This is a genomic window from Peptostreptococcus stomatis DSM 17678 (assembly GCF_000147675.1).
In the GTDB taxonomy this organism is placed as follows: Bacteria; Bacillota; Clostridia; order Peptostreptococcales; family Peptostreptococcaceae; genus Peptostreptococcus; species Peptostreptococcus stomatis.
On the sequence record NZ_ADGQ01000064.1, the window covers coordinates 36,562 to 62,876 of the forward strand.

19 protein-coding genes are annotated in these 26,315 nt (G+C 37.2%); all 19 read right to left on the bottom strand.

Annotated features, from left to right (window positions below):
• Positions 1–14: 14 nt before the first annotated feature.
• The 19 genes from HMPREF0634_RS07270 to HMPREF0634_RS07360 all read right to left on the bottom strand — a co-directional run bounded on the left by HMPREF0634_RS07270 (position 15) and on the right by HMPREF0634_RS07360 (position 25,916).
• Positions 15–9,125 carry a helicase-related protein gene (locus HMPREF0634_RS07270; protein ID WP_040565889.1) on the bottom strand — a complete coding sequence of 3,037 codons (9,111 nt, stop codon included), beginning with the start codon at positions 9,123–9,125 and terminating at the stop codon, positions 15–17.
• A 78-nt stretch (positions 9,126–9,203) separates the two neighbouring features.
• On the bottom strand, positions 9,204–10,739 hold the full coding sequence (locus tag HMPREF0634_RS07275; RefSeq protein WP_007790337.1) for an AlbA family DNA-binding domain-containing protein: 1,536 nt from the start codon (positions 10,737–10,739) through the stop codon (positions 9,204–9,206).
• Positions 10,740–10,821: 82 nt separating this feature from the next.
• Positions 10,822–11,373 carry a conjugal transfer protein gene (locus HMPREF0634_RS07280; protein ID WP_007790368.1) on the bottom strand — a complete coding sequence of 184 codons (552 nt, stop codon included), beginning with the start codon at positions 11,371–11,373 and terminating at the stop codon, positions 10,822–10,824.
• A 3-nt stretch (positions 11,374–11,376) separates the two neighbouring features.
• On the bottom strand, positions 11,377–13,086 hold the full coding sequence (locus HMPREF0634_RS07285) for a DNA topoisomerase 3 (RefSeq protein WP_007790408.1): 1,710 nt from the start codon (positions 13,084–13,086) through the stop codon (positions 11,377–11,379).
• Between the two features lie 86 nt (positions 13,087–13,172).
• Positions 13,173–14,033 (bottom strand): CD1107 family mobile element protein, encoded by an 861-nt coding sequence (locus tag HMPREF0634_RS07290; protein WP_007790359.1) that lies wholly within the window; start codon positions 14,031–14,033, stop codon positions 13,173–13,175.
• Positions 14,011–14,247, bottom strand: a complete 237-nt coding sequence (locus HMPREF0634_RS07295) for a hypothetical protein (RefSeq protein WP_007790404.1) — start codon at positions 14,245–14,247, stop codon at positions 14,011–14,013. Before HMPREF0634_RS07295 ends, HMPREF0634_RS07290 begins: the two co-directional genes overlap by 23 nt.
• Positions 14,248–14,264: 17 nt before the next feature.
• Entirely contained in the window at positions 14,265–16,436 is a 2,172-nt protein-coding gene (locus HMPREF0634_RS07300; RefSeq protein ID WP_007790356.1) for a C40 family peptidase, read from the bottom strand.
• Positions 16,437–16,440: 4 nt separating this feature from the next.
• Positions 16,441–18,870 (bottom strand): VirB4-like conjugal transfer ATPase, CD1110 family, encoded by a 2,430-nt coding sequence (locus tag HMPREF0634_RS07305; RefSeq protein ID WP_007790379.1) that lies wholly within the window; start codon positions 18,868–18,870, stop codon positions 16,441–16,443.
• Complete coding sequence (locus HMPREF0634_RS07310) at positions 18,803–19,171, bottom strand: PrgI family protein (protein ID WP_040565890.1); 369 nt, start codon at positions 19,169–19,171, stop codon at positions 18,803–18,805. Before HMPREF0634_RS07310 ends, HMPREF0634_RS07305 begins: the two co-directional genes overlap by 68 nt.
• Positions 19,172–19,174: 3 nt before the next feature.
• Positions 19,175–19,447 (bottom strand): hypothetical protein, encoded by a 273-nt coding sequence (locus HMPREF0634_RS07315; protein ID WP_021003069.1) that lies wholly within the window; start codon positions 19,445–19,447, stop codon positions 19,175–19,177.
• A gap of 10 nt (positions 19,448–19,457) precedes the next feature.
• Positions 19,458–20,321 carry a VirB6/TrbL-like conjugal transfer protein, CD1112 family gene (locus HMPREF0634_RS07320; protein WP_004634419.1) on the bottom strand — a complete coding sequence of 288 codons (864 nt, stop codon included), beginning with the start codon at positions 20,319–20,321 and terminating at the stop codon, positions 19,458–19,460.
• Between the two features lie 10 nt (positions 20,322–20,331).
• Positions 20,332–20,547 (bottom strand): Maff2 family mobile element protein, encoded by a 216-nt coding sequence (locus tag HMPREF0634_RS07325; RefSeq protein WP_004634421.1) that lies wholly within the window; start codon positions 20,545–20,547, stop codon positions 20,332–20,334.
• A 1-nt stretch (position 20,548) separates the two neighbouring features.
• Entirely contained in the window at positions 20,549–20,860 is a 312-nt protein-coding gene (locus HMPREF0634_RS07330; RefSeq protein ID WP_007790430.1) for a single-stranded DNA-binding protein, read from the bottom strand.
• A gap of 170 nt (positions 20,861–21,030) precedes the next feature.
• Positions 21,031–21,468, bottom strand: coding sequence for a hypothetical protein (locus tag HMPREF0634_RS07335; protein ID WP_007790373.1), 438 nt, complete (start codon positions 21,466–21,468; stop codon positions 21,031–21,033).
• A 63-nt stretch (positions 21,469–21,531) separates the two neighbouring features.
• Positions 21,532–23,313 (bottom strand): VirD4-like conjugal transfer protein, CD1115 family, encoded by a 1,782-nt coding sequence (locus HMPREF0634_RS07340; RefSeq protein WP_007790422.1) that lies wholly within the window; start codon positions 23,311–23,313, stop codon positions 21,532–21,534.
• Positions 23,303–24,034, bottom strand: coding sequence for a phage antirepressor Ant (locus HMPREF0634_RS07345; RefSeq protein ID WP_007790330.1), 732 nt, complete (start codon positions 24,032–24,034; stop codon positions 23,303–23,305). The genes HMPREF0634_RS07340 and HMPREF0634_RS07345 overlap by 11 nt, the downstream gene beginning before the upstream one ends.
• Complete coding sequence (locus HMPREF0634_RS07350; RefSeq protein WP_007790341.1) at positions 24,031–24,516, bottom strand: PcfB family protein; 486 nt, start codon at positions 24,514–24,516, stop codon at positions 24,031–24,033. The genes HMPREF0634_RS07345 and HMPREF0634_RS07350 overlap by 4 nt, the downstream gene beginning before the upstream one ends.
• A gap of 2 nt (positions 24,517–24,518) precedes the next feature.
• Positions 24,519–25,547, bottom strand: coding sequence for a DUF6017 domain-containing protein (locus tag HMPREF0634_RS07355; protein WP_007790349.1), 1,029 nt, complete (start codon positions 25,545–25,547; stop codon positions 24,519–24,521).
• Between the two features lie 84 nt (positions 25,548–25,631).
• Positions 25,632–25,916 carry a CD1845 family protein gene (locus tag HMPREF0634_RS07360; protein WP_040565891.1) on the bottom strand — a complete coding sequence of 95 codons (285 nt, stop codon included), beginning with the start codon at positions 25,914–25,916 and terminating at the stop codon, positions 25,632–25,634.
• Positions 25,917–26,315: the final 399 nt, after the last annotated feature.

Below are 26,315 nucleotides of genomic sequence, written 5' to 3' on the forward strand. Positions count from 1 at the left end.
GCTTATAAGCTCCCTTATCTTGCATATTCCTGTTCTTTGGTAGTTTGTTTTTCTTCCGTCTTACTCTCATTCTGATAAGCTCTGATTTGTCCTAAAATAGACGGTTTATCTTCCGTTCTTTGAGAAGTTTCCTCTTTTGTATGAAGATTATCTTCCACATCATAGGTTGATTCAAAGTAATCACTGTCCCTGAAATCATTGTCATATCTGTCGATGATACCGTCATTATCTAAGTCCTTTGCAAGCGGATCATAGAAATTTCCCTCATCATCAATGTCAAGTCCCGTTGCTGCCTTTAAATCTTCCGAGTCCACATAGACTAAATCTTCAAAAGAGGATAGCTCTATCTCATTTTTCATATTCCTTAGAGTTTCATTCTCTCCTTTGTTCTCATAATCAAAGCTCTCTGTTTTGATTGGAGTATCATCAATGTACTGTGTCCATGTGTAATCCTCTAAATTCAGTTCGTACTGAATCCCATGTCTTTCATCCGGTGTATTCGTATACGCAATACCTATGTGCTTTAAGTCAGGGTATAGTGTGTCAAATTCATCGTAGCTGTGGTTTTCTTCGTACTCTCTGTTACAGAAGTCAATAATCGCTCTTTTTACATCTTCTACAAGGGGATTATCATTTCTCTTTTCTTCCACTTCTCCCATATCAAGCAGTTTATTCAGTTCCGCAAGTCTTAATACCTTAGTTTTCAGCTCATCAGCCTTTTCAAACGGCTTTTTAAGTTCTTCTTTGGCATTTTCCAGCTGTTCTTTGGTGCTTATGAGCTTTTCTTCAAGTCTATTTAATTTCTCAGGCATTTTCTCAAGTACATTATCCAGTCTTGTTATATTTCCGTCTGCACTTGTGCCAAGCTCTCCGGAATGCTTTGCAGCACCGTTTAAGCTGAAGTTATGCTCATTGGTAAAGAAGTTATAACTGACCTCTAAATCCATATTTCTATACTTTCCTATCATCTTACTTTCGTTGATTTTTACAGTTTTGATAGCTTCAAGTAGCTTTTCTCCGGCTAATTTCTTATCGGTAATCTTCTCGCCTAAAATAGTAATGGAAGTAAACTTTTCCTCACCTACCGCTTTAGGTTCTACACTTGCTATATCATTCTTAACAGCTTCAATGAGTTTTTCCGTCCTTGCAATTTCTTCCGGATAATTTTTTGCGACCTTATCCTCTAACCTATAACGGTTGGACTTGTAGTTTGCTTCCAGCATTTTAAGTTTTGTAACCTCATTATCCAAGTCCATCTTTTCTTTGATTTTCGGATCACCTGTGGCAAGAGCCTTTATCTCAGCATAGTTTAGGCTGCTTTCGTCCACATCTTCCGCAACACGAACGGGAGTTTTTGAAGTCATAATCTGTGAAATGAACTTCTGCTTATTTTCTATGGTCTGCCAAAGGTACGCATCAAAGGTATTCTCCGTTACATAGCGATAGATATTTACTTCATTGTTTTCATTGCCTTGACGGACAATTCTACCACTTCTCTGTTCCAAATCCGCAGGACGCCAAGGCACATCCAAATCATGAAGTGCAATCAGCTTGTTCTGCACATTTGTACCGGCTCCCATTTTTTGTGTTGATCCCATAAGGATACGAATTTCTCCCTTACGTACTTTTGCAAAGAGTTCATCTTTTTGTTTATCTGAATTAGCTTCGTGAATAAAGGCTATTTCTTGTTTCGGGATTCCCATTGCTACAAGTTTATCCCTAATATCATCATAAATATTAAACTCTCCATCGCCTTTTGGAGTTGACATATCGGAAAATAGAAGCTGTGTGGATTTATTCTCCTTGGTCTTATCCCATATCGCAAATACATTTTTTACACATACGTTGACTTTGCTATCAGGATTGTCAGGAAGTAGGGGATTGATCAGTCTTTGGTCAAGGGCAAGTTTTTTGCCGTCATTCGTAATTTTGAGCATATTATCCTCATCAGGTTCTACCACTCTATTTCTAACCTTATCCGCTCTTTCAGATAATCCCTTTAGGATTTCTTTTTGTTCCTCGCTCGGCAAAGTTTTAATCACTTCATAATGTGCTTCAGGTGTAGGAAGATTAAGCATATCCGCAGTCTGAATATCTGCAACTTCTTTGAACATACTCATAAGCTCAGGCAAGTTATAGAACTTGGAAAATCTTGTCTTAACCCTGTACCCTGTTCCTTCAGGAGCAAGTTCAAAGGCGGACTGTGTTTCTCCAAAGGTACTTGCCCAAGCGTCAAAATGTTCCAAGTGATTTTTCTTTAGGTTTTCATACTGAAGATAACGCTGCATGGTGTAAAGCTCAGTCATAGAATTTGATACAGGCGTTCCTGTTGCAAAGACTATTCCTTTCCCGTTTGTCATCTCGTCCATATAGCGACACTTCATAAACATATCAGAGGACTTAAAGGCTTCCGATTGCCCGATTCCTGCAACATTACGCATTTTTGTATGAAGATACAAATTCTTAAATCCATGTGCTTCATCGACAAAGAGCTTATCTACACCCAGTTCCTCGAAAGTAATGACATCGTCTTTCTTAAAATCATCGTTTAGTTTCTCAAGCCTTGCTTCCAGTTTTTTCTTGGTCTTTTCAAGTTGCTTAACCGTAAAATTTTGGTTTCTGTCGTGCTTGTATTCCTCAATATAGTTCAAAATTTCATCAATCTGATCCTGAATATGTTTCTCCTGATACTCTTTGCTCATTGGGATTTTTTCAAACTGCGTATGACCGATTACAACCGCATCATATTCTCCGGTAGCAATCTTTCCAATAAACCTCTTTCTGTTTTTCGGCTCAAAATCTTTCTTGTCAGCCACCATAATGTTAGCCGACGGGTATAACTGCATAAACTCTCTGCCTATTTGACCTGTCAGGTGATTCGGTACGACAAAGAGCGATTTACTGCACATTCCAAGCCTTTTACTTTCCATTGCGGAAGCTACCATCTCAAAGGTCTTTCCACTGCCCACCACATGAGCAAGTAAGGTGTTTCCACCGTACAAACTTCGTGCAATTGCATTTCTTTGGTGCGGTCTGAGTTTGATTTCCGTATTCATTCCTTCAAAAGAGAGATTACTTCCGTCATATTCACGATTTCGGATAGAGTTAAAACGCTCATTGTAGAGCTTTACAAGTCTGCTTCTTCTTTCCTGATCGCTAAATATCCAGTTTTTAAATTCTTCTTTTAGAAGCTCCTGCTTCTGTCCTGCAAGGAGAGTTTCCTTTTTATTTAGTACAGAACTTTTCGAGCCGTCCGGATTTTCAATCTGGTCAAAGACTTTTGTTTCTTTAAGATTTAAGGCATCCTCAATCAGCTTATATCCGTTTACTCTTGATGTTCCGTAGGTCATTTCAGCAAGGTCATTACCCTTATCCCTGCTTTTTCCTTCAATATTCCATTCGCTTGTAAGGTTTGAGAATTTGACTTTAATATCCCATCTTGCCCATCCCGGAGTTTTTAAGGTTTCAAAGATGAATTTTTCTATATCCTTAATCGGTATCCAAGTTGCACCAAGACGAACGCTTATTTCACTTGCTTCAAGTTCTTTTGGTAAAACTTTTGTAAGCTCAGCTTTTTGATACTCCAAACGGTTCATCTCATAGCTTATCAGTTCTTTTTCTTTGCCATCTTCCGCATACCCCAGATGAGGAAGTTCTCTTTCGGTCTGTCTTAGCTTTGAAAGATAGCTGTCAACAATGGCGATTTTATCCCTGATATTTCCTGATAGGTATTCATCTTTTGTTACATAGCCATATTTATATGAATTACTGCCATTTGCACAGGCGAAAGGTAAATCTCCATCTTCGAGATTAAAGGATAATGGTCTATAAAAGTTTTGTTCTTCTCTGATGTTTAGGTATATTTCTCCCCTTAATTCTTCTATCAAAGTAGGTCGGACTTTTCCTGTCAGACTTTCCATATAGTCAAAGTCCACATAACCTTTTTCAGACATAGATAAGACAAGAGCTTCTAAAGAAGTATCTACATGGTCAATGGTCTTTGCCTTTGTAATGGTTCTTTTGGAAAATATATCTCCTTTTTCCTTGAAGTTTTCTTCTTCATCAAGGATTTCAATGGACGATACCAAAGGGAAGTTGCTGTCCTCTTTCAAAGCTCTGGTATTGGAAAGGTTATTGACAAAGCCATGCTTTTTAGAAAAGCTGTCATAGACTTCATTGAGCTTTTCTTGAGCTTTCTTTACTTCGTCATCGGAATAGTCCTCTTTCTGCTTGTAGATAACATCTTTAAGGGCAGTATTCAGTTCAAGATAGTCCTTAATCTTTTCCTTATTTTTGTCGGTTATCTCTTTCTTCACAAAAAGGGAGTTTTCTCTGTAATACACTTCATCATCAATAACGGTATATGAGAAGTTCTTGACATCGTCCGTTGCAGGGATTGATGTGATTTCATCATCTAAAAGCTCAATTTCTTCATACTTTGCGTTATTTGATATTTCTGTACTTGCTTTTGTAAGTAATTCCTTTAAGTTAGCATTTTCTTTTGGAAGGCAAGCTATCGTATTTCCAAATCTTCCTGATACTTCCTCCATACTTCCAAGCATCATCTCAGGATGTTCCACAAAGTATTTGTTATATACAAGTCCCTTTTCATCTTCAGATAGATGTATCCAGTCCTCGTCCCTTTCTCTGATACTGTCTCTTTTCTTTAAAAAGATAATGTCTGATGTTACTTCTGTTCCGGCAACACCCTTAAAAGTATCGTTCGGAAGTCTGATGGCTCCTAAAAACTCCGCCCTTGCTGCGAGGTATCGTCTAACACTTTCGTCCTTTTTATCCATCGTACCTGAAGATGTTATAAAGGCGATGATGCCTCCGTTTCTGACTTTATCAATGGATTTCGCAAAAAAATAGTCGTGGATCAGGAAGTTATTTTTGTTATACTCCCTGTCATTGACCTTGTACTCTCCAAAGGGGACATTACCGATAACTGCATCAAAGAAGTTATTGGAAAAGGAAGTTTCTTCCAGTCCTTTAATCTGTATATCACTTTCCGGATATAGAAGTTTTCCAATTCGACCGCTTACCGAGTCAAGTTCTACGCCATAAAACTTGGACTTATTCATTTCATCAGGGATATTGCCTATAAAGTTTCCGATGCCCATTGACGGCTCTAAGATATTACCACTCTTAAAGCCCATTCCTGACAGGGTAGAGTAGATACTGTCAATTACTGTTTTCGGTGTGTAAAAGCTCGTTAAGGTAGATTCTTTTGCAGAGTCATATTCATCCTGTGATAAGTTCTCCTTTAGAAAAGCTCTTGCTTCTTTCCACTGACCTTCCTTGCTCTCGTCAAAGACTTCGGATAGTCCGCCCCAGCCGATATATTTTGCCAAGACTTCCTGAGCTGTGCTGTCAAGCTCTCTTTGTCCGCTCTCCACTCGGTTAAGCATAGAGATTGCTTCAAGGTTTTGGTTTAACCTTTCGCTTGGCGTTAATTTTTCAGGGAGGATTTCTTCGGTAATCTTAAAGTTATGAACTTCTGTTTTAGGTTTTTCTGCCTTTTCATCAATGTCTTGAATTATATCTTTCGATTTCTTGTATGTCAGATTTTCAAATATCCTCTCAAGATCGCTTTCTAAACGATAGGGAATGACATCTGAGCCGGTTATCATACCGCCGAGATATTCGGTATTGTCCATAACCGTTACGGTCTTTAGGTTTTTTCCCATATTGTCAAAGCGGGTAATGGTACAGTCCTTATCCTTGTATCTCACTTCATCGCCAACCAAAAAGTTTGGTCTTTCAAGGCTTATCTTTTTTAGCAGTTCCTCATTATCCATAAACGGTACGATTGCAATTTGCCTATTTCCATCTCTTGCCGGATACAGCCATACCTCCAGCTTTCCGTTTACTTTATTTTTTTCAATATCCCTTGCAATATATGCTTCATGATCAAAATAGACGGTATCGCCTTGTTTCACTACAAATTGTTCTGCAAGGCTTTCTTCTTTTTCATTCAGCTCTACTTCTTCTTTTTGCTGAATGTAGTCAAATAGGGTAGATTGAATAGGACTTTTTTCAAGTGCTTCTTCCATTTCTTCAAAATTTTCATAAGTTTTATACTCGGCTGTATCTATTCTTAAATGTTCTTTTAGTTCATACGCTGTATAGCCGTAGCTGTCTATCAGTTCATCAACCTTTTTGCTATCTTCATAGCTCTCTCCATAAAACAGCTTGTACTTTACACCACCAAGAGCCACGCTATTTTTCGCTTCGGATAAATTGATATGAGCTGCATCAGACTTATCTGCCAAAATAAACTCTGTACCGACCTTAATGGCAATTTTTTCATCAGGGGAAGTCCCTTTGTTATCGGTATCCTCTATGCTAATACCTGATAATTTGTTCCTATCGTTGATAATACTCTCTGCTTCTTCTAAGGAAATTCCCATTTCATCGCTAAGATAAAAGATGTCCTGTTCCTTTTGATTATCTTTTGAGGAAAGCTGTCCGTTAAATACTCGGTCTATTTCTTCCTCGCTCATCTGTTTTACAAGCTCGGTATCTTTGATTTCTTGAAAAGTCTTTGGAAAATCTTCCAACACAAGTCTTTGAGCATTCAGTTCTTTCAATTCATTCAGATTGAAATATCCCCATTCAGGTTCAATCCCTAAAACAAGACCAAAAGCATCACCGCTTTCTCTGTCGTACTCCGTCATATACCAAGTCCAGTTAGAACGGAAAGGAATGATATATGCTGCATGAACTTCCTTATCCGCTAAAGATACTTCTTCCTGTGCGTAAAGCTCAGGAACTCTTTCAAGCATTTCATCAGTCATCAGATTTTCAGGATCATCTTTAGAATAATATTGTAGTTCTTTTGCTTCTTCTCTCTCTGCCTTACTTTCTATTTTCTTTTCTTCATAAAGATTTTTAGAAAGCAGCTCATCAATATGCTTTGCCACACTTGACCAAGTAAGAAAAACATCTTTACAATCATTCTTTTCCAGTTTTATTCCTTTGGCATCGTGCCATTCTCCACTGCCTGTCAAACCTGATACCGCATGGCTTCTTCCTCCTGTTCCATATTCATCTTTTAAAAAGTCGGCTTTTTCCTGTAAAGTATGGTTCTCTTTGAAAAACTCGGTAATTCTCTCTTTTCCTCTATCTACTCCGCTTCCCATTGAAAGTGTGGCAAGAACTTCATCTTCCGTAATAAAGGCTTTTACTTTCGGAAGTTCAGTCAGATTGGTACTGTATTCTTTTCTTGACAGTTCAAGCTCCTGTAACTTCTGATAAAGGCTGTCCACCTTATGATAGTGAAACCTTAGTACATCTCTATCTTCTCTATATGCTTCTAAAAATCGTCCATACTCTTTGATAACATTTACAAGGTATTCAGGATTTTTCAGTGCCTCGGATAATCGTTTTGTTTCATCCGGAAAGCCACCTCCCTTTTCGAGAAATTCAAAAAAGCCTTGTTCTTTTCCTTCCACACTCAAATCGTGAATAAGATACCATAGGGATTCTGAAATTCTGTCTCTTTCATAGTCTAAGGCTTCCTGTAGTTCCACATTTGTGGCAAATTCTCCGCTGTTAAGAAGTTCATTGATCCTCTTTGCAGCATCACTCCAACTTAAAACCTGCGTATGATCTTCCCTTGCCGATGTTCCGGAAGCAAAATGAATCCCCTTATCCGAATACCACGCTGAGATTTCATTTCCGTCAATGATATAGCCGTTTCCCCCTTGAAAAGTATTTTTAAGGTATTCTCCCAATTCTTCATTGCTTTTTCCTTTAGAAAACTCGGCAATAACAGGAAGTCTGCCACCATCGTGATTTCCTCCGTTAATAAGGACAGTGTCTATATCTTTCTGAGCAAGAGGGATGCTAAGCCTTATCTGTCCATAAGAATTTTCAGGCAAAGAAAAAGAAGCCTTGTCCGCTTCTCTTATCTCTACTTTAGTATTTTCTTTTAGATTTCCACGATTTCCTTGATGGTCATTTCCTTCAAGGCTGAAATCATCGCCCCATACTGTGGATTGTTCTCGTCCTCTATCTTCCAAGACTTCATCAGCTTCGGCTTCTCTGTCCTCATAAATGCTATCGCCTGTTTCTGAATATCCATCAGGTGTTCTGTCAGCTTCTTCTCCTTGTATAGATCCACTAACATCTCGAAGCGGCTCTGCTCCTCGCTCTGTGAAAGATAATCCAGCCTCATCACTGCGTAGGTCGGATTCGGATATTCCTTGATGAATTCCATCTGTTTCTCCAAGCTGCTTAGTGTATTCTCCCTGATTTTGACTGCTATCTCCTCCGTACTCCCCATTTCTGAAAACTCGCTCGGTTTCACTAATTCTTTCCTTATCATCTCGTCGAAGTACATGGTTTTCTCCTTCCTCAATTTCTTCTTGTATTTGATTATATCCTGCTTCTCTATTTCTTAAAACTCCTTTTTGAAGCTCCAACTCTTTACTTTTTTGAATGGTTGTATCTATGATACTTCCGCTAATATCCGATACGGTTTCACCAAGACTCATAAGGGATATGCTGTCCAATCTTTTGAAGTTTTCTATTAACAGCTCCTTATCCATAGGGTAGTATAACTTAAATCTTGAAGCTACTGCATAGCTGATGGAATCCCTTACAAATTTAACAAAGGATATTCTGTCCTCATCAGCTATTCTAAGCTCATTCATCAGGCTATCTATCTTTTCATCACCATAGATTCTGCTTAAAGAAAAGATATTTTCAAGGTTACTTTCGCTTTCTTCATAGCCTTCGCTTGCTATCATCTCCTTTAAGACCTCTTGATAGGCTTCTTTATCAAATCGCCAAAGATTGACCTCATTAACATCTCTGTTTCTTGAAACGGTCTGGCTTACATCAAAGATGTAGTCCACTTTTTTGTATGTGCCGTAGTCCTCTAAAATCGGAATTCCTTTTTGTCCTCGCATAACGGTTCGATGAAAGCGTTCACGCCAATAGTCGAACTTGGCACAGGCTGTCGCTTCAGGATTTTTATCATAGATACTTAATTGACTTCTAAAATCATATCTTTGATTGTTCCCGACAACCTTCAGGAGCTTTAAATATTCCGCTTCACTATGCAGAATGTCCTGTTTTACAAGCTCCAAAATGTTATGAAAATCATTGATTCGCATTTTTACCTCCTTTTTTCAAATAAAAAAGGTGGTCAGATGTTACTCTAATCACCTTTAAATTCTGTAATTCTGTTTTTTCTATTTCATTACTATCCATTTTCCTGACTTAGTAGAGCCTTCTCTTGTAATAATTCCATGAGCTTTAAGATTCCTTATATGGTAGCGTACTCCGTCTGCTGTTATCTCTTTAATTTCATTCGCTATCTGCTCAGCAGTAATACTCGGATTGTTTTTCATAAGAAGCACTATTTGTTCTTGGATGTTATTTTTTTCTTTGGTAGTTTCTTTAGTAGTTTCTTTGGTAGAACTACCATTAAAACTCTTTAGAAACTCAGTGTTTATTTCCATCACTGCATTTGTATAATTGTCTACATCATTGTCCGGATAGAATTTAAGCTCTGGAGAGCCATTTTCAATAAGTGCGTCTTTTGCCCGTCTGATACCTGAACCGTAAGATTCTATCAGATTGAGTGAAAAAAACATATCTTTCAATTCTTTATTTAGGTACTGCCTTCTATCAAAACTTCTATCTCTGTTAAGAGCTTCGATTGTTACAGGAGGAAGCGGTCTGTTATGATTTACAAAAGAAATTCTATCCTTGTAGATATATATTCCTACATATTCAGGTGTATCATATTCTTTGTGTAAAATCGCATTTGTCGCAAGCTCTTCAAACGCTGTAAGAGGGTAGTTATAGATAATCTTATGTTCTATTTTATCCGACTCTCTTATGGTGTAGGAAGCCATAATATTATCTTCAAAATACTTGCTGACCTGTTTTGCCTGTATCCAAACCGGTCCGTCAAATCTTTTCGACTCCATTTTATCCGTTCCGTCAATCTCTCTTATGATTTCTACTTGGGCGTTCGGAATGAATTTATTTGGCATTTCCGCAAACATCAAAACAGCAAAGTTTTTGGCTCTGTAACCTCCATACTCACTTTCACTTACAAGTCCCATGCTCTTTGCCATATCAAGTTTAGACATTTCTCTAATATCTTTTTTCGCACCTGTTTGCAGCAAATACTCTTTCATATACTCATAGCTTAAATCATCTATGGTTGCTGTATCATTTAGGTTAGAGCTGAAAGAAAAGCCTGCAAATTTTTTCAAAAGTTCAAATTCTTCTGTCGGATTTGGAAGTCGTGAATCCCTGCCTACCCTGATATATCTGCCTGCCTTTAATTTTATGTCTTTATCTTTTTCCGCCTTTTCACTTGTTTGAAACGGTCCTCCGCCGCCACTTTCAACAGCAACGACAAGATAATACTCTCCATCAAGTTTATCTGAAATAATATGATAATTGATTTTAGGGCGAATATTTGCAAGAAGTGATTTTAATTCATTCTCAATTCCTTCAACCTTGGACTCTTTTATACCTTCTATCGGTCTTTTCGGAATTGCTTTTTCTCCTGTTTCCTTATCGTCAATTTCTTCTATACCGATGAATAACAAGCCAATTTCGTTATTCATATAATTATTGGCAAAGGCACAGGCAGTTTTTAGAATTTTATCTTTAAAGTTTGCCGACTTTTTATATTCAATAAAACTGCTTTCTATGTTTTGGTTTTCAAGAATGTTACGAGCCATTCTTTTTATATCTAAAAGCTGCATAATACCTCCTTTTCAAAAATTATTTTAGTATATTATACCATTTTTAGAGCCTTTTTTCTACTGCATACCGTACCTTATAACTTTATTTTATCCATCTAAGTTCTGTTACTCCTGCATAGCCTACCTCCCACACAAACCAAGAAAAAGCAATGGCACTGCTTTTATATTTCTCAAATTCAGCATTCTTAGCACAATTAAGCCTTTTGGAAAATACATATACTCTTTCAGGCGGATATTTTTTAAACATCTCATATCTTTTTTGTCCTTCCAAAAATGCCAAACGAAAAAGCATCGCTATTTTTGTTCCTGATTTAGATATTTCAAGAGCGTGTTTTATAAACCTGTCAGCACAAAAATAGGGCGGATTGGTTACTATGTCTAAGGTATTTTCTTTAACTGTGAAAAAATCTACTTCTCTTTCTTCTCCATAACCTCTGTAACAAATATCTGTCGCTTTCACCTTATATCCATATTCTTTAAGCACCTTACCAATATGTCCTTGACCACACGCAGGCTCATAGACTGTTGTTTTGAATTTTTCTCTATTTAAAAGTTCTTCTATGGCTCTTTTGTCGGTTGCATAAAAATCTAAAATCTCTCTGTTTTCATCAAGTTTCATTAAAGTATCAAACATAGGCTAAACCTCCTGATACTTAGTTATAGTATCTTTTATTTCCGCCTCTATACCCTCTAAAAACTCTTTTTTGGAAGATTTGCCCTGTGCTATATCAGACAACTCCATTTCCCACTGTGCCGTCATTTCTGCTGATTTAAAGTTATCTGCAACAATCTCAATCAGACTTTTTCCTTTCAGTGTTGCAATCAGATTCTTCTTATCCCTTTCAATAAAGCCTTTGTAGATCAAGTTCTCTATGATTCCGGCACGAGTTGCAGGAGTTCCCAGTCCTTTTCGTTCGACTTCCACATTCTTGTCTAAACTGTCATTTCCGGCTATCTCCATAGCCTTTAAAAGTGTGTCCTCTGTAAAGTGTTTCGGAGCTTGAGTGTACTTTTCTTTAATCTCTTTATTTTCAATGCTTAAAACATCGCCAATACTGACATCAGGAAGCTCAATATCCTCATCTTTTTTCGCCTTATATTCTTTCAAATACTTAGTAAAGCCCTCGTCTTTAATTACCTTTCCTGAGCTTGTAAATTCAAAGCTGTCAAATTCAGCCACAATCTTCGTTGTATTTTCCACTAAAGGATAGCCCACACTTGCATGGAGCTTATTAGAAATAAGCCTATATACCTTTGCTTCACTCTCAGGAATACCCGATAAATCTTCACTCAGTGAGCTTACTGTAGGAATAATCGCATGGTGATCCGTAACTTTTTTAGAGTTGAATACTACCTTGATACGCTCTGTATCAAAGTCATTTTTCCCTAAAATGCTGTTGACTGTGCTTGTAATCATATCTTCGGTTAAATATCTGCTGTCTGTTCTTGGATAGGTAATCAGCTTTTTTTCATACAGGCTTTGTGCATAGTCAAGTGTCTGCTTGGCACTATATCCGAAATGCTTGTTGCACTCTCTTTGAAGTGTTGTCAAATCAAATGGCAAGTCAGGTTTTGCAACTTTTTCTTTCTGTATCACATCCGTAATTTCTATCCTGCATTCGAGTAAGTTTTTAAGCTGTTCCGCCACTTCCAAGCTGTTGATTCGTTCTGTCGAGAGAGTAAAGCCGTCAAGTTCAAGTTCTACCGTATAGTATTTTTCTTTCTTAAAGTTTGCTATCTCGTCATCTCTTTTTACAATCATGGAAAGGGTAGGTGTCTGAACTCTGCCAACACTATAATTTTGCTTATATAAGCAAGAATAGAGCCTGCTGATGTTCATTCCAACAAGCCAATCTGCAATGGCTCTTGCCTGTGCTGATTCAAAGAGATTATCATAAACATTTCCGTCTTTTAGATTATCAAAGCCCTCTTTAATAGCACTATCTTCCATGGAGGAAATCCAAAGCCTTTTCATCTTCTTTTTACAGCTTGCCTGAAGATATACAAGTCTAAAGATTGCTTCTCCCTCACGACCTGCATCGCAGGCATTGATAACAGTATCAATCTCCTTATCATTCATCAGCTTTTTAAGGGTATTAAACTGCTTTTTCGTTGCCTTTGCCACATCATACTGATACTCACTTGGAATAATCGGCAAGTCATCAATATTCCATTTTTCATACTTTTCATCATAAGAATCGGGATTTGCCATTTGTATTAAATGTCCCACACACCAGCTTACCCTGTATCCGTTTCCCTCATAATATCCGTCTTTTTTATTCTTTGCTCCAATCACTTTGGCTATGGATAGGGCAACACTCGGTTTTTCTGCTATCGCAAGTTCCATATCGTTTTTCCTCCCGTTTTCAATATAAGAGGGCGAAAGATTTTCTCTCGCCCTGTGTTTTACAGCAAATAGTATCTTTTTTACTCCTAATCTTCTTCGCTGTCCTCTGTTTCATCTTCCAGTTCCTGATTTTCAACTTCTTCATTTTCCATTTCTTCATTGACTTCCGCTTCCGAGAAAAAATCATCATCTTCCTCTAAGGCTTCCAGTTCCTTATCTTCTTTCTTCTTTGCTATCTTAAAATAATATCCTGCTCCCAATGCACCCAAAGTTACAAGAGCAAGCAGGATATATGTTCCGGTGCTGCTTTTTTCTTCCTTTTTTTCAGGCTTTACTTCTTCCGTTTTCTCTTGTTTTACAGGTTCTTCCTTGACTACTTCTTTCGGTTTTTCCTTTGCTTCAACCATATTGAGCAGATCATCTTCGGAAACTTCGGTAAGGAGCATTACATTTTCTCCCTGTTCATCGTGATTGATAATGAGGTGAAAGGTCTTACCGTTCTTCGTCTTAAAGGTAATAAACTGTCTGGCATCAGCGGAATATTTATCGGTTTCCTTATTCTCCTTATCGCTGTTATGATGAATCGGATAATCTTGGTTTGCATTATCCTTGTTTTCCGTAACGGAAGCCCTTGCTTTTGAGGGAGCGGAAGCCACTCCCTTATTTGTATTTGCCTTTTCACCATTTGAAGCTGCATTACTTTGCTTTAAGTTCTCCGGCTCTTTGGCATTTAACTTATTGGGATAGCGGACTTCTTTTTCTTCTTCCTTTTTAATAACTGTAATTTCCGGTTTTTTCGGTTCTTCTTTTAGTGTTTCCTGTGCTGCTTCTTTTTCATCAACCTGTGCATAGGCTACCGATGGGTAAGCTTCCATAATGACCATAACTGCAAGAAGCAAAACTGTCATTAGCCTTGTAAATACCTTATTTTTCATAACTGTTTTCATCTTTTTTCTCCTTTTTCGTTTCTGTTTGTTCCTTTTTAACCTTTGCCATTAAATCTGTAATTGTAATGTTGTTCTTCCTGCAAATGGCAACAATCTCCTCATTTTCAAGTTCTTCTTCACGAATCAATAAAGGCTCCAATTCTTCATCAATCAGAGCCTTCTTATCCCTTAACTTCTTTATCTTGTTTTTTACTGCTGTAAGTTCTTTTTTCACATTTTACCGTCCTTTCTTTATTTTACTCTGCCGAAGCCGTAGAAATGCTCTCTCCAGTAAGGTGTATTGATACTGACAAAGCGGATAGGATCACCGGCGTGTATCATCATACCGTTTCCTGCGTAAATGCCGACGTGAGATATTGGACTTCCACTGTTATAGGTGTTTTTGAAAAAGATTATATCTCCCGCCTTTGCTTCCGATGGAGATACAGGATTGCAGTAAGTTTTGTAAATTCCCCAAGCGGTTGTTCGTGGCATATTTTTTACTCCCGAATGGGTAAAGCTCCAACACACAAAGGACGAACAGTCGAAGTTATTCGGCCCGTTCGCCCCAAATACATATCTCTTTCCGATATGCTTTTCCGCTTCGTTAAACAATGCCTTCACCGTTACATCATCAAAGGCAATTCCCGGATTTGAAAAGTCGGGATTCTCTACAATCTCCGATAAATTTCCGTTTCCGCTTCCAAAGACAGTTTCCATATTTCCTTTAGATGCAAGCAGTGCTTCATAGTGAAGAACATTATCGGGATACTCTGCAAAGATTTCTCTTACAACACTGTCCATTTCTCTTTTCTTCAGCGTTACTATGAGCTTCTTATACTCATAGGCTTCTTCATGGCTTTCGGTATGCTCATTGCCATCTTCATCGGTATATGTTTCCGTAACTGTCCTGTATCTGATTTCAATTTCTTCCCGATAAGATAAATCATACATCTTTGTAAAAAGGTCATTGATGATGCTTTGAACTTCCTTTGAATCCTTAATTTCTCCACATCTTGAAGTGATGTAGGATAAAAGTTCATGGGTATTGTGTCCGATTTCTCCCTCTTTTTCTATGATGTATTCATCATAGCCGGGATAATTTCCCTCTACGGAATCTATCTCCTCCTGTAGTCCTTCCTCCAATCCCGAAAACTGCTGATTGATTTCACTTAGCACAGTTTGGTTGGAAAGATAGGTTGTGGTTAATACTCCGCTTGTAGAGTTCATCATTCCAGTCATAGATGTGCCTGCAAAGTTGGTAAAGAAAGTCAGTAAAATAATAAGACCTATGACAATTATCATAAGTCCCTTTGCTTTTCGTACAATCATTTCCTTTGAACTCTTTAAGGTGTTAATAACTCCTTCCTTAATCCTGTCCCTAAGCCTTGATTTATTCTGCTTTCTTATAGTATCTTTCATTTGCTTACGCTTTTGAAATCTCTTAAAGGTATCAGCTTTCTTGTACTCATCCGTTTTCTTTAATTCCTCTTTGGCTTCCCGAAACTCCAGCTTTGATTTACGCTTTCGTATCTTGTAATCTTTTTTGCTTAGATCATAGCTTTTCTTAGCCTTTTTCTTATTAGCATAATTTTTTATCCCATGAAGTAATTTTGAGTTTACATCTGCAATCTTTTCTCCTGTTTCCACACCCTGATTTTCATCACTGCCATGGGAAAGATAATCCCTTACCGTTTCACTTCCTTTTGCAAGTCCTGATAGAGCAGACACCTTTGCGACCTTATTTTTCAGTGCCTTTTTTTGTTCTTTGGAAAGCCTGTTCTTTTTTTCTTTGTCATAGACAGTTTTTTTACCGGTATTTTTGCTTTCAGCCTTATCTTTAGCATTTTCTTCTTTTGAAGTCTTCTCCTTACTTCTTGTATAGAGCTTATCTGAATAGTTTTTCTTCTTATACTTTTCCTTTCGAGCCTTATGCTTTTTTGAGAATTTTTCTGTCATATCCTCTTTTATATGAAGATTATCTTCCACATCATAAGTTGACTCAAAATAGTCGCTGTCCCTAAAGTCATTGTCATATCTGTCGATGATACCGTCATTATCAAGGTCTTTGCCTAAAGGATCGTAGATTCGTCCGTCTTTCACATCGGTATTATAGTCTGACTTTATTTCGGCATTTCCTTTGTTGTCATTTCCTTGACTGTTATTTATCTCAACAGATTTTCTATGCCTTGCATTTTTCTTGGAACTTCCCTGAGTAAGCTCATTCTTAGAAATTCTCTTGCTTATCTTTTCGTGTATCTTATCCTGAAATCTATCTTTGTCATGAATAATCTTCCCTCTATAATCATCCCCATGCTTTAGCTTACTACTTTCGTCAATATCAAAACTATCTTTCCCTAAAAGTCTTGCTTCTTCTTTTATCTTCTGCCTCTCGGCAAAGTCTTTTTTCATCTTTTTACTCATAAGCCTACCTCACTTCTTCGGGTTTTGTCGTCATTTTCTTATATAAAATGGTGTCTTTCGGAAATTTGTCAATAAACGGAACTATTGTATTTCCAAAGAATAACAGTCCCTCGCCCTCATTGGAGTTGGTAACATATTTAAGCTGAGGTTTTGAGATTTTAAGCTTTCTTGCAAGTATTTCTCTATCGCCGGACGCTTGATTAAGCATTAGTACAAAGTCCGTATTGTCAAAGATATTTTCTATTTCCTTACTCATCAGAAGGTCTTTGACATTTTGCGTAATGCCTGTCGGAATACCTCCCCATTTACGAAATCTTTTCCATATTTCAACGGAATATGACGCAGTCTGTTCGTCTTTTAAAAGCAGGTGGAACTCGTCTATATAGTACCTTGTTGCCTTATTTCCTCTGTTTAAAGATACCTTATTCCACACCTGATCCTGTATCACAAGCATGCCTATTTTCTTTAACTGACTTCCAAGCTCTTTGATGTCAAAACAAAGGAGTTTCTTATTCAAATCCACATTTGACTGATGGTTAAATACATTAAGAGAGCCTGTTACATAAATCTCCATCTCAGTTGCCAGTTTCTTACCAACTTTTTCTTCCTGATTTTTAAGCATATCGTATAAATCCTGAAGTATCGGCATATTTTCTTTTATCGGATTATCAAAATACTTCTCATAAATCTTAGGCAAGCACCTGTCTATTACCGACTTTTCTTCCGCTGTAAGTCCGCTACCGCCAACTACAAGTTCAAGCATACTCATTATGAAGTTTGCCTTGTCTTTAAGCGGTGCGTCCCCATCTCCGTAGTTCATATTGATGTCAAGAGGATTGAGGTAATCCTTTGACTTACTGCTGACTTTAATGACTTCCCCGTCAAACTGTCTTACAAGATTTCCGTACTCTCCTTCGGGATCGCAGATAATGACATCATCATCAGTTACTATAATAGCATTAGCCATTTCTCTTTTCGCTGAAAATGACTTACCGCTACCCGGTGTACCAAGTATCAAACCGTTCGGATTTTTGAGCCTTTTCCTGTCTGCCATAATCAGGTTATGACTGAGGGCATTTAATCCGTAATACAAACTGTTGCTTGAGTTGATGAAAAGTTCTTCCGTTGTAAAGGGCATAAAGACTGCCGTAGATGAGGAAGTAAGTCCTCTGTTAATCTCAAGCTTATTTACTCCAAGAGGAAGCACACTTACAAGTCCCTGTTCCTGTGTGTGGTCAAGCCTTTTTATCTTACAGTTATGCTTATTGGCAATGGAGCTTATCTGTGCAATAGAGTTTTCAAGTTTTTGTATTGTCCTTGCAAAATTCATAAAGACAATGGTTACAACAAACATTCTCTCATCTCTTGTCTGCAAGTCTTTTAACAGGCTTTTTACATCTTCCCCATAGGTGATTAAGTCTGACGGTAAGATGTCCATATCATAACCCGATCTTACCGCCTTTTTATTTTCCTCAATTCGCATCTTATCAATATCGGTATTTTTCCTTTTTACCATCTTAATGGCTTCGCTCTGTTCTATTGCCCTGATATGAAACGAGATATTGATGTTATCATCAATGTCTAAAAACTCTGAAAGCATACGGTCTGAAAGCTCACTTGCAAGGATTTGAAAATGGCTTGTTGCTCCGATGAATTTGCCGAACTTAAAATATCTGCTTGGTGTAAAGTTAAATTCATCAGGTGTAATATATGTCTTTGTACTTTCTTTTCTTTGCAAGTCATTATATGAAAAGTAAAATGTCTTACTTGGATTTAATATATCATGAAGAATCTTTAACCTTTCTTCGCCGGTAAGGCTTTCCGCCCTTACTCCCATATTTTTAAGATTGGATAAGATGTCTATCTCAAGTCTTTCAAGTTTTGAGATTGCCTGCTCCATATTGTTCGCCTCTACTGTAAATGTTACATACTTTGATTTTTTCAGTCCGTTATTTCCCTTTACTATCTGGCTTTTTAGCATTTCTCTAAACTCTAATCGTATATCGTCAAAGCCGTCCTTTTTATCCGGTATTTGTATTGCCGACTGCATTTCTTCATTTCTTCCAAGCTGATTAATATATGAAAGCTCGATACTTACACTCGGATCAAAGGAGTTTAGAAAGTTTGCAAACTGGTTAAAAATCAAGTCCCTATCTTCATCTAAGGCAAGCTGGTAGTTAATGTCCTCAAAGACGATACTTTTATTAAAGTACCTTTCATCTGTTTGGCATATACCGCTTTTTAACATTCTAAGATAGGGAATGGTATCTTCTACGGTATGGCGTTTCGGCTCTTTCTTTAAGATAAGACTTAAAAATCCGCTTCTCTCTTTTTTCATCTTTGTTTTATCTTGCTTTAAGTCCTGTTTACCCCTTTTTAGTGCCTTTTTGTTTCTTTCTAACTTTATCTGCTGAATTTTTCTTTTGCTGTTCAAGGTAAACCTCCTTTCTCACACGCTTCATCGGTTGGTAAAACTTGTGCAAATAGATATGCTTAAAATACTTTTCAAAGGGCAGTCCGTCCTTTTCAAAAAGAGTTGCGAAAAATATAGGAAGCGTTGATACAATAAGAAGTATGACCGCTATATCATTTGGTACAAATTTTCTTGTAAAGATATATACGGGGATTCCTATCAGTCCTGCAACGCTGAATCCTATGAGCTGTCTTTTGGTAAGATTAAAAGCAACTTTTGTTTTAACTTTATTTAAATCTTTTGGAATTGGTACATACGCCATAAGCTACCTCCCATCTTCCTTTATTCTCAAAAGTTCCTCTATATGTCCATATACGCTTGAAACTTCGTCCCTTACTTCTTCGATTTCTCTTTCCATCTCATTATTTTTCTCACTTTGAAACATCAAAATGGAATTGCTGTCTCTTTTGACAGTATCAATCTTTTTCTCCAGTCTGCTTAGTTTTCTCCTGTTTAGTGCAGTAAAAGCTACTGCAAATCCTGCAAGGAAAACTTCCACAGATAAAAAGAGTCTTTCTTTATTTTCTGTTGTTTTCATCTTATCCTCCTTAATGCGAGTTCATCACGCTTTTTGCAAGTGTTCCGCTCTTTAACATCATCAGTCCCAGTAATACGGCATATCCGAGTACCATAAATATGCTCGTGTGTATGTCCGTAAAGTTTATCGTTTTAACCAATACTGCATAAATTCCAAGACAAACCATTAGAATCAATCCCTGAAGCCCTAAAGCAAACAGTCCTTTGATGTAGTTTGTTCCTATCTGCCCCCATTCTTTGTTTCCCATCGTCGCAAAAGGAATGGCTGAAACAGATGAGTACACATAGATTTCAAACATTCTTCCATAAACTACAAGCATAATCACGATGGATATTGCCTGTATTGCAACTTTTACAAGTGAGATTTCAAACAGAATCATTAAAAGCTCACCCAGTCCTTTATCCTTTAGGGCATCCACCATCTGAACAATCTGATCTCCGGAAACGGTGGCAGAGGTGTTGATTACCCCCGCCGCCTTGTTTACCATACTTTGTGCAACATCAAAAACCGCCATTGAAAACTCAAAGGCATGAGATACTAACCATACAGCAATCCACATCTTGATGATGTATTTGAAAAACTCAAAGGTGTCCGTATCGTGCATATTGTTCTTTTGCATGACCATATTGATAAGCTCGATACAAAGGACTGCCGTTATTATTAGCCCTGCTATGGGAATAATAACGGAATCATTAATATTTTTAATAAAGCTGAATACTTCTCCGTTCCACCCCATAGGTGTCTTTCCTACATCTGCTGCAACGCTGTTTACCTGATTGTTTATGTCAAGAAACATGGACTCTAAGTTTGCCTTGATACCTCCGAGCAGAAGTTCTCTGAAAAATTCTTCTATCTTATCGAAAATACCAAACATAGATTTCTCCTTACTTCAAAAGATTTGCAAGTAGCGGAATAAGCTTTAAGCCGATAAGGACAATACCTCCTCCAGCCATAAGCTGCTTTATACCCTGTGATTTTGCTCCGGGATTATCTGAACCATATCCTTCCATCAGGTTGATAACTCCCCACGCTCCAAGTCCTGCCCCTACTGCTGTTACCAAGATTTTTAATACATTTACCGCCTGTGTAAAAAATTCCATTTTATTCTTCCTCCTTATTTTCTTTCTTCTCAATTTTGTTGTATGACTTTACTACAAAGTTTTTGTAAGTCTTACCGTCTTTTTCACGCTCTTTGAAATATCCAAAGATATGAATGAGATCGCCTTTTTCAAATCCTTTTGCCACTTCCGTTTTCTCTCCATAAGCTGCACAGTTGATATATTCCTTGCCTTTCCCGTATTTTTTTACAAGAGTAAAGTTTGCAACTTCTACTGTTTCCTCATCTTTTTCAAAACTTGAAAAAGTAGGCTCTGCAACCAAGTTGGCATTGATGTTAATCATTTCCTGCTTCATTTGTCTTTATCTCCTTTTTCTTTTCAATAAAAAACGACTGAAAGTTTTATTTTCCAATCGCTTCACAACCTCGATATTAAATTTTTCCTGCCTGTTAAGTGGGATTTCTTATCCTTATCATCTTTCCTCCTGCTTTTTACATGAAAAAAGCAGCAAATCTATTTTTAGACTTACTGCTTATCATCACTGCTGTTTACTTGTTTTTCTTCTTTTATCTTTTCTATCTTCTTCGTATCTACAAAGTGAGTAGCATACCATTTTTCAATATATTCAGAACCACTTTTGCTAAACCGTAGTTTAATAACCGGCTTTTTCCCTTGCCCGTTCTTTTTCTTAACCGCCCATCTCTTATATACACAAAACGACGGTTTTAGATTTCCTTTCTTTGCATATACCCTCATTTCATGCAGTATTGTAGACAATTTTTTAAGATTGACCTTGCATACTTTTTCCAAATACAAAACTTTTCCATTTCTCCAAAGTTCATAGTCAGTCTTTGAAAGTATTTCCAAATCCATAAGCACATCTACTGCTGTTGCATATCCTTTTCTTTTTAATTGGTGATACATAGATGAATGAACTTTTCCTATCAGCTCTTTATCGTTCAATAAGGTTTCCTCCTTGTGTATTTCTCTTTGATTATTATACCAAATGCAAATAATATCTAACAGCTACAACTTCATAATAACCGTATTCTTATTTAGTTTAGCCTTGCCCCTTCTTTTCATATAGCTTTCTATATCAAACAGGTTCTTTTTATCATAATCCTCAAGTAGCTTATAGTTCTTGTGCTTTGTAATATCAAATTTATCCGATAGGAAAGGGCGGACACCACGAAGTTGAAAGATACATTTACTGCCGTCCATAACTGTTATCTCATCTTGGCTCATCAGTTCCTTACCGGTCTTTTGATAATTTAATCCGAAACTCTTTTGATTGCTCCTTGTTTCAGAAGTGTTATATAGGTCTATGGTTTCCTTACCAAGTGTTTCAGATAGCTCTTTAAGTGTTGTTTTCTCTTTGCCACCTAAGAATAGGGTACTATCACAGTTACCTACGATTGTATCGGCGTTATCCTTGTAGATTGCCTTTAACTGAGATTGTGCCTGTAAAATGATACTTGCGGATATTTCTCTGGAACGAATGGTTGCAATGAGCTTTTCAAACTTTGGAATCAAGCCGATATTTGCAAACTCATCCAAAAGACACCTTACATGAACAGGTAATCTTCCGCCGTAAACATCATCCGCCTTATCACAGAGCAGATTAAATAACTGAGAGTACATAATGGATACTACAAAGTTAAAGGTATCATCGGTGTCCGAGATAATAACAAAGAGGGCAGTCTTTCTATCACCAAGAGTATCCAGTTCCAATTCATCTTCTTGCATCAAGTCCCTAAGCTCCTGAATGTCAAATGGAGCAAGCCTTGCACCGCAAGAAATTAAAATAGACTTCGCTGTTTTTCCGGCTGCCAATTTGTACTTCTTATATTGTTTCACCGCAAAATGTGTAGGTTCTTTCTTTTCCAATGCTTCAAAGAGTCTGTCTATCGGATTCATGTATGTTTCGTCATCTTCTCTGACTTCTGAAGCGTCTATCATATCAAGGAGAGTTGCAAAGTTCTTTTCTTCTCTTGGTGCTTCATAGAAGATATATCCTATAAGGGCTGTATAGTAGAGTTTCTCGGCTTTTACCCAAAAATCCTCACCTGCCTTTTCTCCCTCACCTTTGGTATTTGCAATGATAGTCTGAACAAGTTTTAATATATCTTTCTCAGAACGAATATAGGCAAATGGATTGTATTTCATGCTCTTTTTGAAGTTGATGGTATTTAAAATTTTTATCTCATATCCGTTATCTTCAAGCATTTTGCCACACTCAAGGACTATCGTTCCTTTCGGATCGGTTACGCAATATGACGAGTGCATTTGCATAAGGTTCGGTTTGACATAAAACCTCGTCTTACCACTTCCACTACCTCCTATGACAAGTACATTCTTATTTCTTGCATACTTTGGATTAGCAGGTCTGCCATTCATTGTCAGTCGTTCTGTTTGTGTTAGCAAGATGTTGTTTTGAAACTTCTCGTCCATATATGGCTCGATGTCTTTTTTATTTCCCCATCTTGCTGAGCCATACTCTTTTCCCTGCCTAAACTTCTTGGCGTTTTTACCTTTGGTATAGATAATGAATTTAATTATAGCAGCAACTCCTATTCCTGTCAGTATATCCACCAAATAAATACTTGGGAGAAAACTCATTGTATTAAGCTCTAATATTCCCTGAAATATCCTGTCAATCACATCTCCACCGGTATAGCTTCTCACATGATGAGAGAAGATGTTGCCAATATAGAAAAATGCAAGATAGGGAATGTTTTGTTTTACAAACTTTGCCTTATCTTGCACCTTAAATATGCCTTTAATGTCTTTTAATATTTTATCTATCACGAGTCTTTTCACCTCCAATCAAGAGTAAAAGAAAGTGTCTTCCTTTAGGTGTTACAAAGGTTTGAATGCCCACTGCATCATTATCGTTTCTGCACCATTCCTTTACTTCAAAATATCCCTTATTGTTCTTAGCATAGGGTAGAAGTCTGTTTTTCTTATCTCTGTAAATGAGTTCCTTCTCTAAGAGGAATTGAATAAATACCTTTTGTGGAATATGAAGCTCTTTTGCTGTGTTTCTAAAGTTGGTCAGCAGATTGTTATTCACCAGTTCATCAAAATACTTGGCTTTCGGCTCTAAATCTTCTATGATTTTTTCTTTTTCAGCAATCAGGTGATTGGCAAGGAGTACCGCATTTGCCAATATTTCTTCATTACTCATTTTTTCTTGATTTTTGATATATCCGCCATTCTTACGAATACTCGGCAATACCTCTGTGGTTACCCATCTTTTAAAGTCCTTTGCCTGTGGTAACTTGGAAGATAGGATAAGAGAGTAAAGACCGGACTCGTTGATTATCGTAAATGACTGTCTACCACCAAGGGTGTCGTGTTTCACGACTCCCTTATCTTCTTCCGCAATGTGTCTTACCAAAGCATCTCTCGTGTTTGAATAGCCCAGTTTTTCGGCTACTTCTTTTCCGATAAAGAAAAACTCACCGTCTTTTTCCATTACAGTGAGTTTCCCGAATTCCATATTTTCAAATGTTATCAAACTGCTCATAAGCTCTGCTCCTTTTGTTTATTCTTAACTTTATCCTTAGAAACAGTATTTTTTGCCATCTCCTTAAACTTCTCAATATTTTTGTGAATGGACTCTTTCCTCTCAGCCTTTCTTTCTGATGTTGCAAGAGCATTTTTAAAGGCTTTCTCCATTATTTTCATATCTTTGGCTTGGAAAAATACGGAGTATTTGCCTGTTTCCTTATCTTTCATCACTGAAAACTTAACACCATATTTGTTAAGCTCTTTTTTCAGTTCTTTCAGTTCCGCTTCTTCTACCGGTATTTCTTCCAGCTGTCCTTTTTTCGCCATATCCTTGAGCTTGACTTCATTTCCGTTTACTTTAACGAGCTTTTCAAGTCCTCCCAGTTTCTCTGCTTCTTTCATCAGTTTTTTCAATAGTGTTAAAAGAAGTTTTCCGGTTACTTTGGCAGCCTTAACCTCAAGGCTTAGTGTCTTTCTTGCAATTTCTTCGTTAATCACATTCAATATCCTCCTCTCATATCATAGCTTACAAGGGCAGAGTAATGTGCATCTATCCCACTTGGTGCATTATATGCTGCTGTTAGGACAAATGCTCTGATATTCCTAATCTTGTATTCATTTTCCTTAATAACATCTGACAGATACTCCAAATGCTCTGATTTAAGTTTTCTAAATCTTTCTTTTACTATATGTGCAGGAAGCTTCGTTTGATTGATTGTAACAAACTCTCTATCATCAAGTATCATAATATCTGCCAGTATCTTTAATATCTCATCAAAGTCTTTAACTATAAATTTATTGCCCAACTCAAGATGTTCATAATAGCCTGTCTGTGTTCTTAACTCATCTAAGCAGTTCTGATATATATTTTTGTTTTCTATTTCCGCCTCTCCGTCCATCCTTTTTCTTGGTTTTGAATACTCGGCATCTATGACGGAATGATGGGTGGAATTATATGATGAAATATCTGTAGTAATCTTTGATGAATTATTTGTAGTAATCTCTGGTAATGGTTGGGGCATATTGCCATTTTGCATTGGCAGATTTTGCTCTGTTGCATTGGTGCAATCTGCACTTGTGCATTGGTGGATTTTGCACTTTTCCATTGGTGCATTTTGCCCTAATGCATTAGGCATAGCTTTTTCTAAGGCTTGTAATTCTTCTTTTTTCTTTTTGTTCTCAATTTCAGCATAAAGTTCCTCCAGCTTTTCAGTATTTATGGTGTACCATTTTGTTTTATCTCTTGGATCTTTATTGTAGTTTCCTACGAGTAGAAAACCTGCCTTTTCCAACTTCGCAAAGGTTCTTTTTACAGTATCGAAACTCATATAGTCAAAATCTTTTTCCTGCCATGCTCTTATTGAGTTATATGTCCAATATCTTCCGTCATAGAAGTTATTGCCGGATTTCTTATTTATTTCTATCCAATAGTTTATTTGCTGTAAGATAAGAGCTTCATTTAAACCTATCTCTCTTGCCAATGTCTTATTTGCAACGATAGGTTGTTCATCAAATAAATACATACTCATCTAAAAGCTCTCCTTTCCATATTTTTTCGCATAGAAAAAGACGATAGTTTTTTCTATCGCCTTTGGTAACAGTTTTATATTTTTTTATATTGATTTTATCGCTTCATTGATTCCCTGTATAAAAGCTATTATTGCCGCTCCAATCATCGGTATTCCGTAAGGGCTTAGCAGAAATCCGATGATGAGTGCTTCTATTGCTGCTTTTGTATTGTGCAGCATAAAGAACGAGCCTATGGCAGCAAATACACACATCAGCATTAGCAAATACAATATCGCTGTTCCTATACTAAGCAAGAATGTTAGAAATGCGGTCAAAATGCTTAACAGCAGGCTGATTGGGAACAAGATTATTTTTATTATCCATCTCATTGATTCACCACCGCCTTTGCTAATGGAATAACTGACACAATGGCTTGAAATATTTTTCTACATATCATAAAAGCCTCCTTTTCGATATTTTGTTTGATTTTAAAAATAGGGATACAGTGCTGAAAGCTCCTATTTATCAAGCTTTTTCCTCTGTATCCCTATTATATCTCAAGCCCATTTTGTGTGAGATAAGCTGTTCGCTTTATTAGCCATAAAATCACCTTCCTATTCGTATTATTGAGCTTGAACAATTCAATTATACGACGGAATGGTGATTTTTTTGTATAACATATGTAGCGCACCCGCATAGCGGGTGGATTATTGTTTCGCACGCTTTGCGAGCTCAACAGGGACACGTCCCTACAATAAAAACAGCGAGGCAGCTCTATCCCCTTAATC

What these genes read in the sequence shown, in the direction of transcription:
- HMPREF0634_RS07355 (WP_007790349.1), bottom strand. Translation starts at nt 25,547, where the DNA reads ATGAGTATGTATTTATTTGATGAACAACCTATCGTTGCAAATAAGACA.
- HMPREF0634_RS07315 (WP_021003069.1), bottom strand. Translation starts at nt 19,447, where the DNA reads ATGAAAACAACAGAAAATAAAGAAAGACTCTTTTTATCTGTGGAAGTT.
- HMPREF0634_RS07290 (WP_007790359.1), bottom strand. Translation starts at nt 14,033, where the DNA reads ATGAAAACAGTTATGAAAAATAAGGTATTTACAAGGCTAATGACAGTT.
- HMPREF0634_RS07310 (WP_040565890.1), bottom strand. Translation starts at nt 19,171, where the DNA reads ATGGCGTATGTACCAATTCCAAAAGATTTAAATAAAGTTAAAACAAAA.
- HMPREF0634_RS07270 (WP_040565889.1), bottom strand. Translation starts at nt 9,125, where the DNA reads ATGCGAATCAATGATTTTCATAACATTTTGGAGCTTGTAAAACAGGAC.
- HMPREF0634_RS07275 (WP_007790337.1), bottom strand. Translation starts at nt 10,739, where the DNA reads ATGCAGCTTTTAGATATAAAAAGAATGGCTCGTAACATTCTTGAAAAC.
- HMPREF0634_RS07285 (WP_007790408.1), bottom strand. Translation starts at nt 13,086, where the DNA reads ATGGAACTTGCGATAGCAGAAAAACCGAGTGTTGCCCTATCCATAGCC.
- HMPREF0634_RS07360 (WP_040565891.1), bottom strand. Translation starts at nt 25,916, where the DNA reads ATGAGATGGATAATAAAAATAATCTTGTTCCCAATCAGCCTGCTGTTA.
- HMPREF0634_RS07320 (WP_004634419.1), bottom strand. Translation starts at nt 20,321, where the DNA reads ATGTTTGGTATTTTCGATAAGATAGAAGAATTTTTCAGAGAACTTCTG.
- HMPREF0634_RS07325 (WP_004634421.1), bottom strand. Translation starts at nt 20,547, where the DNA reads ATGGAATTTTTTACACAGGCGGTAAATGTATTAAAAATCTTGGTAACA.
- HMPREF0634_RS07280 (WP_007790368.1), bottom strand. Translation starts at nt 11,373, where the DNA reads ATGTTTGATACTTTAATGAAACTTGATGAAAACAGAGAGATTTTAGAT.
- HMPREF0634_RS07330 (WP_007790430.1), bottom strand. Translation starts at nt 20,860, where the DNA reads ATGAAGCAGGAAATGATTAACATCAATGCCAACTTGGTTGCAGAGCCT.
- HMPREF0634_RS07345 (WP_007790330.1), bottom strand. Translation starts at nt 24,034, where the DNA reads ATGAGCAGTTTGATAACATTTGAAAATATGGAATTCGGGAAACTCACT.
- HMPREF0634_RS07300 (WP_007790356.1), bottom strand. Translation starts at nt 16,436, where the DNA reads ATGAGTAAAAAGATGAAAAAAGACTTTGCCGAGAGGCAGAAGATAAAA.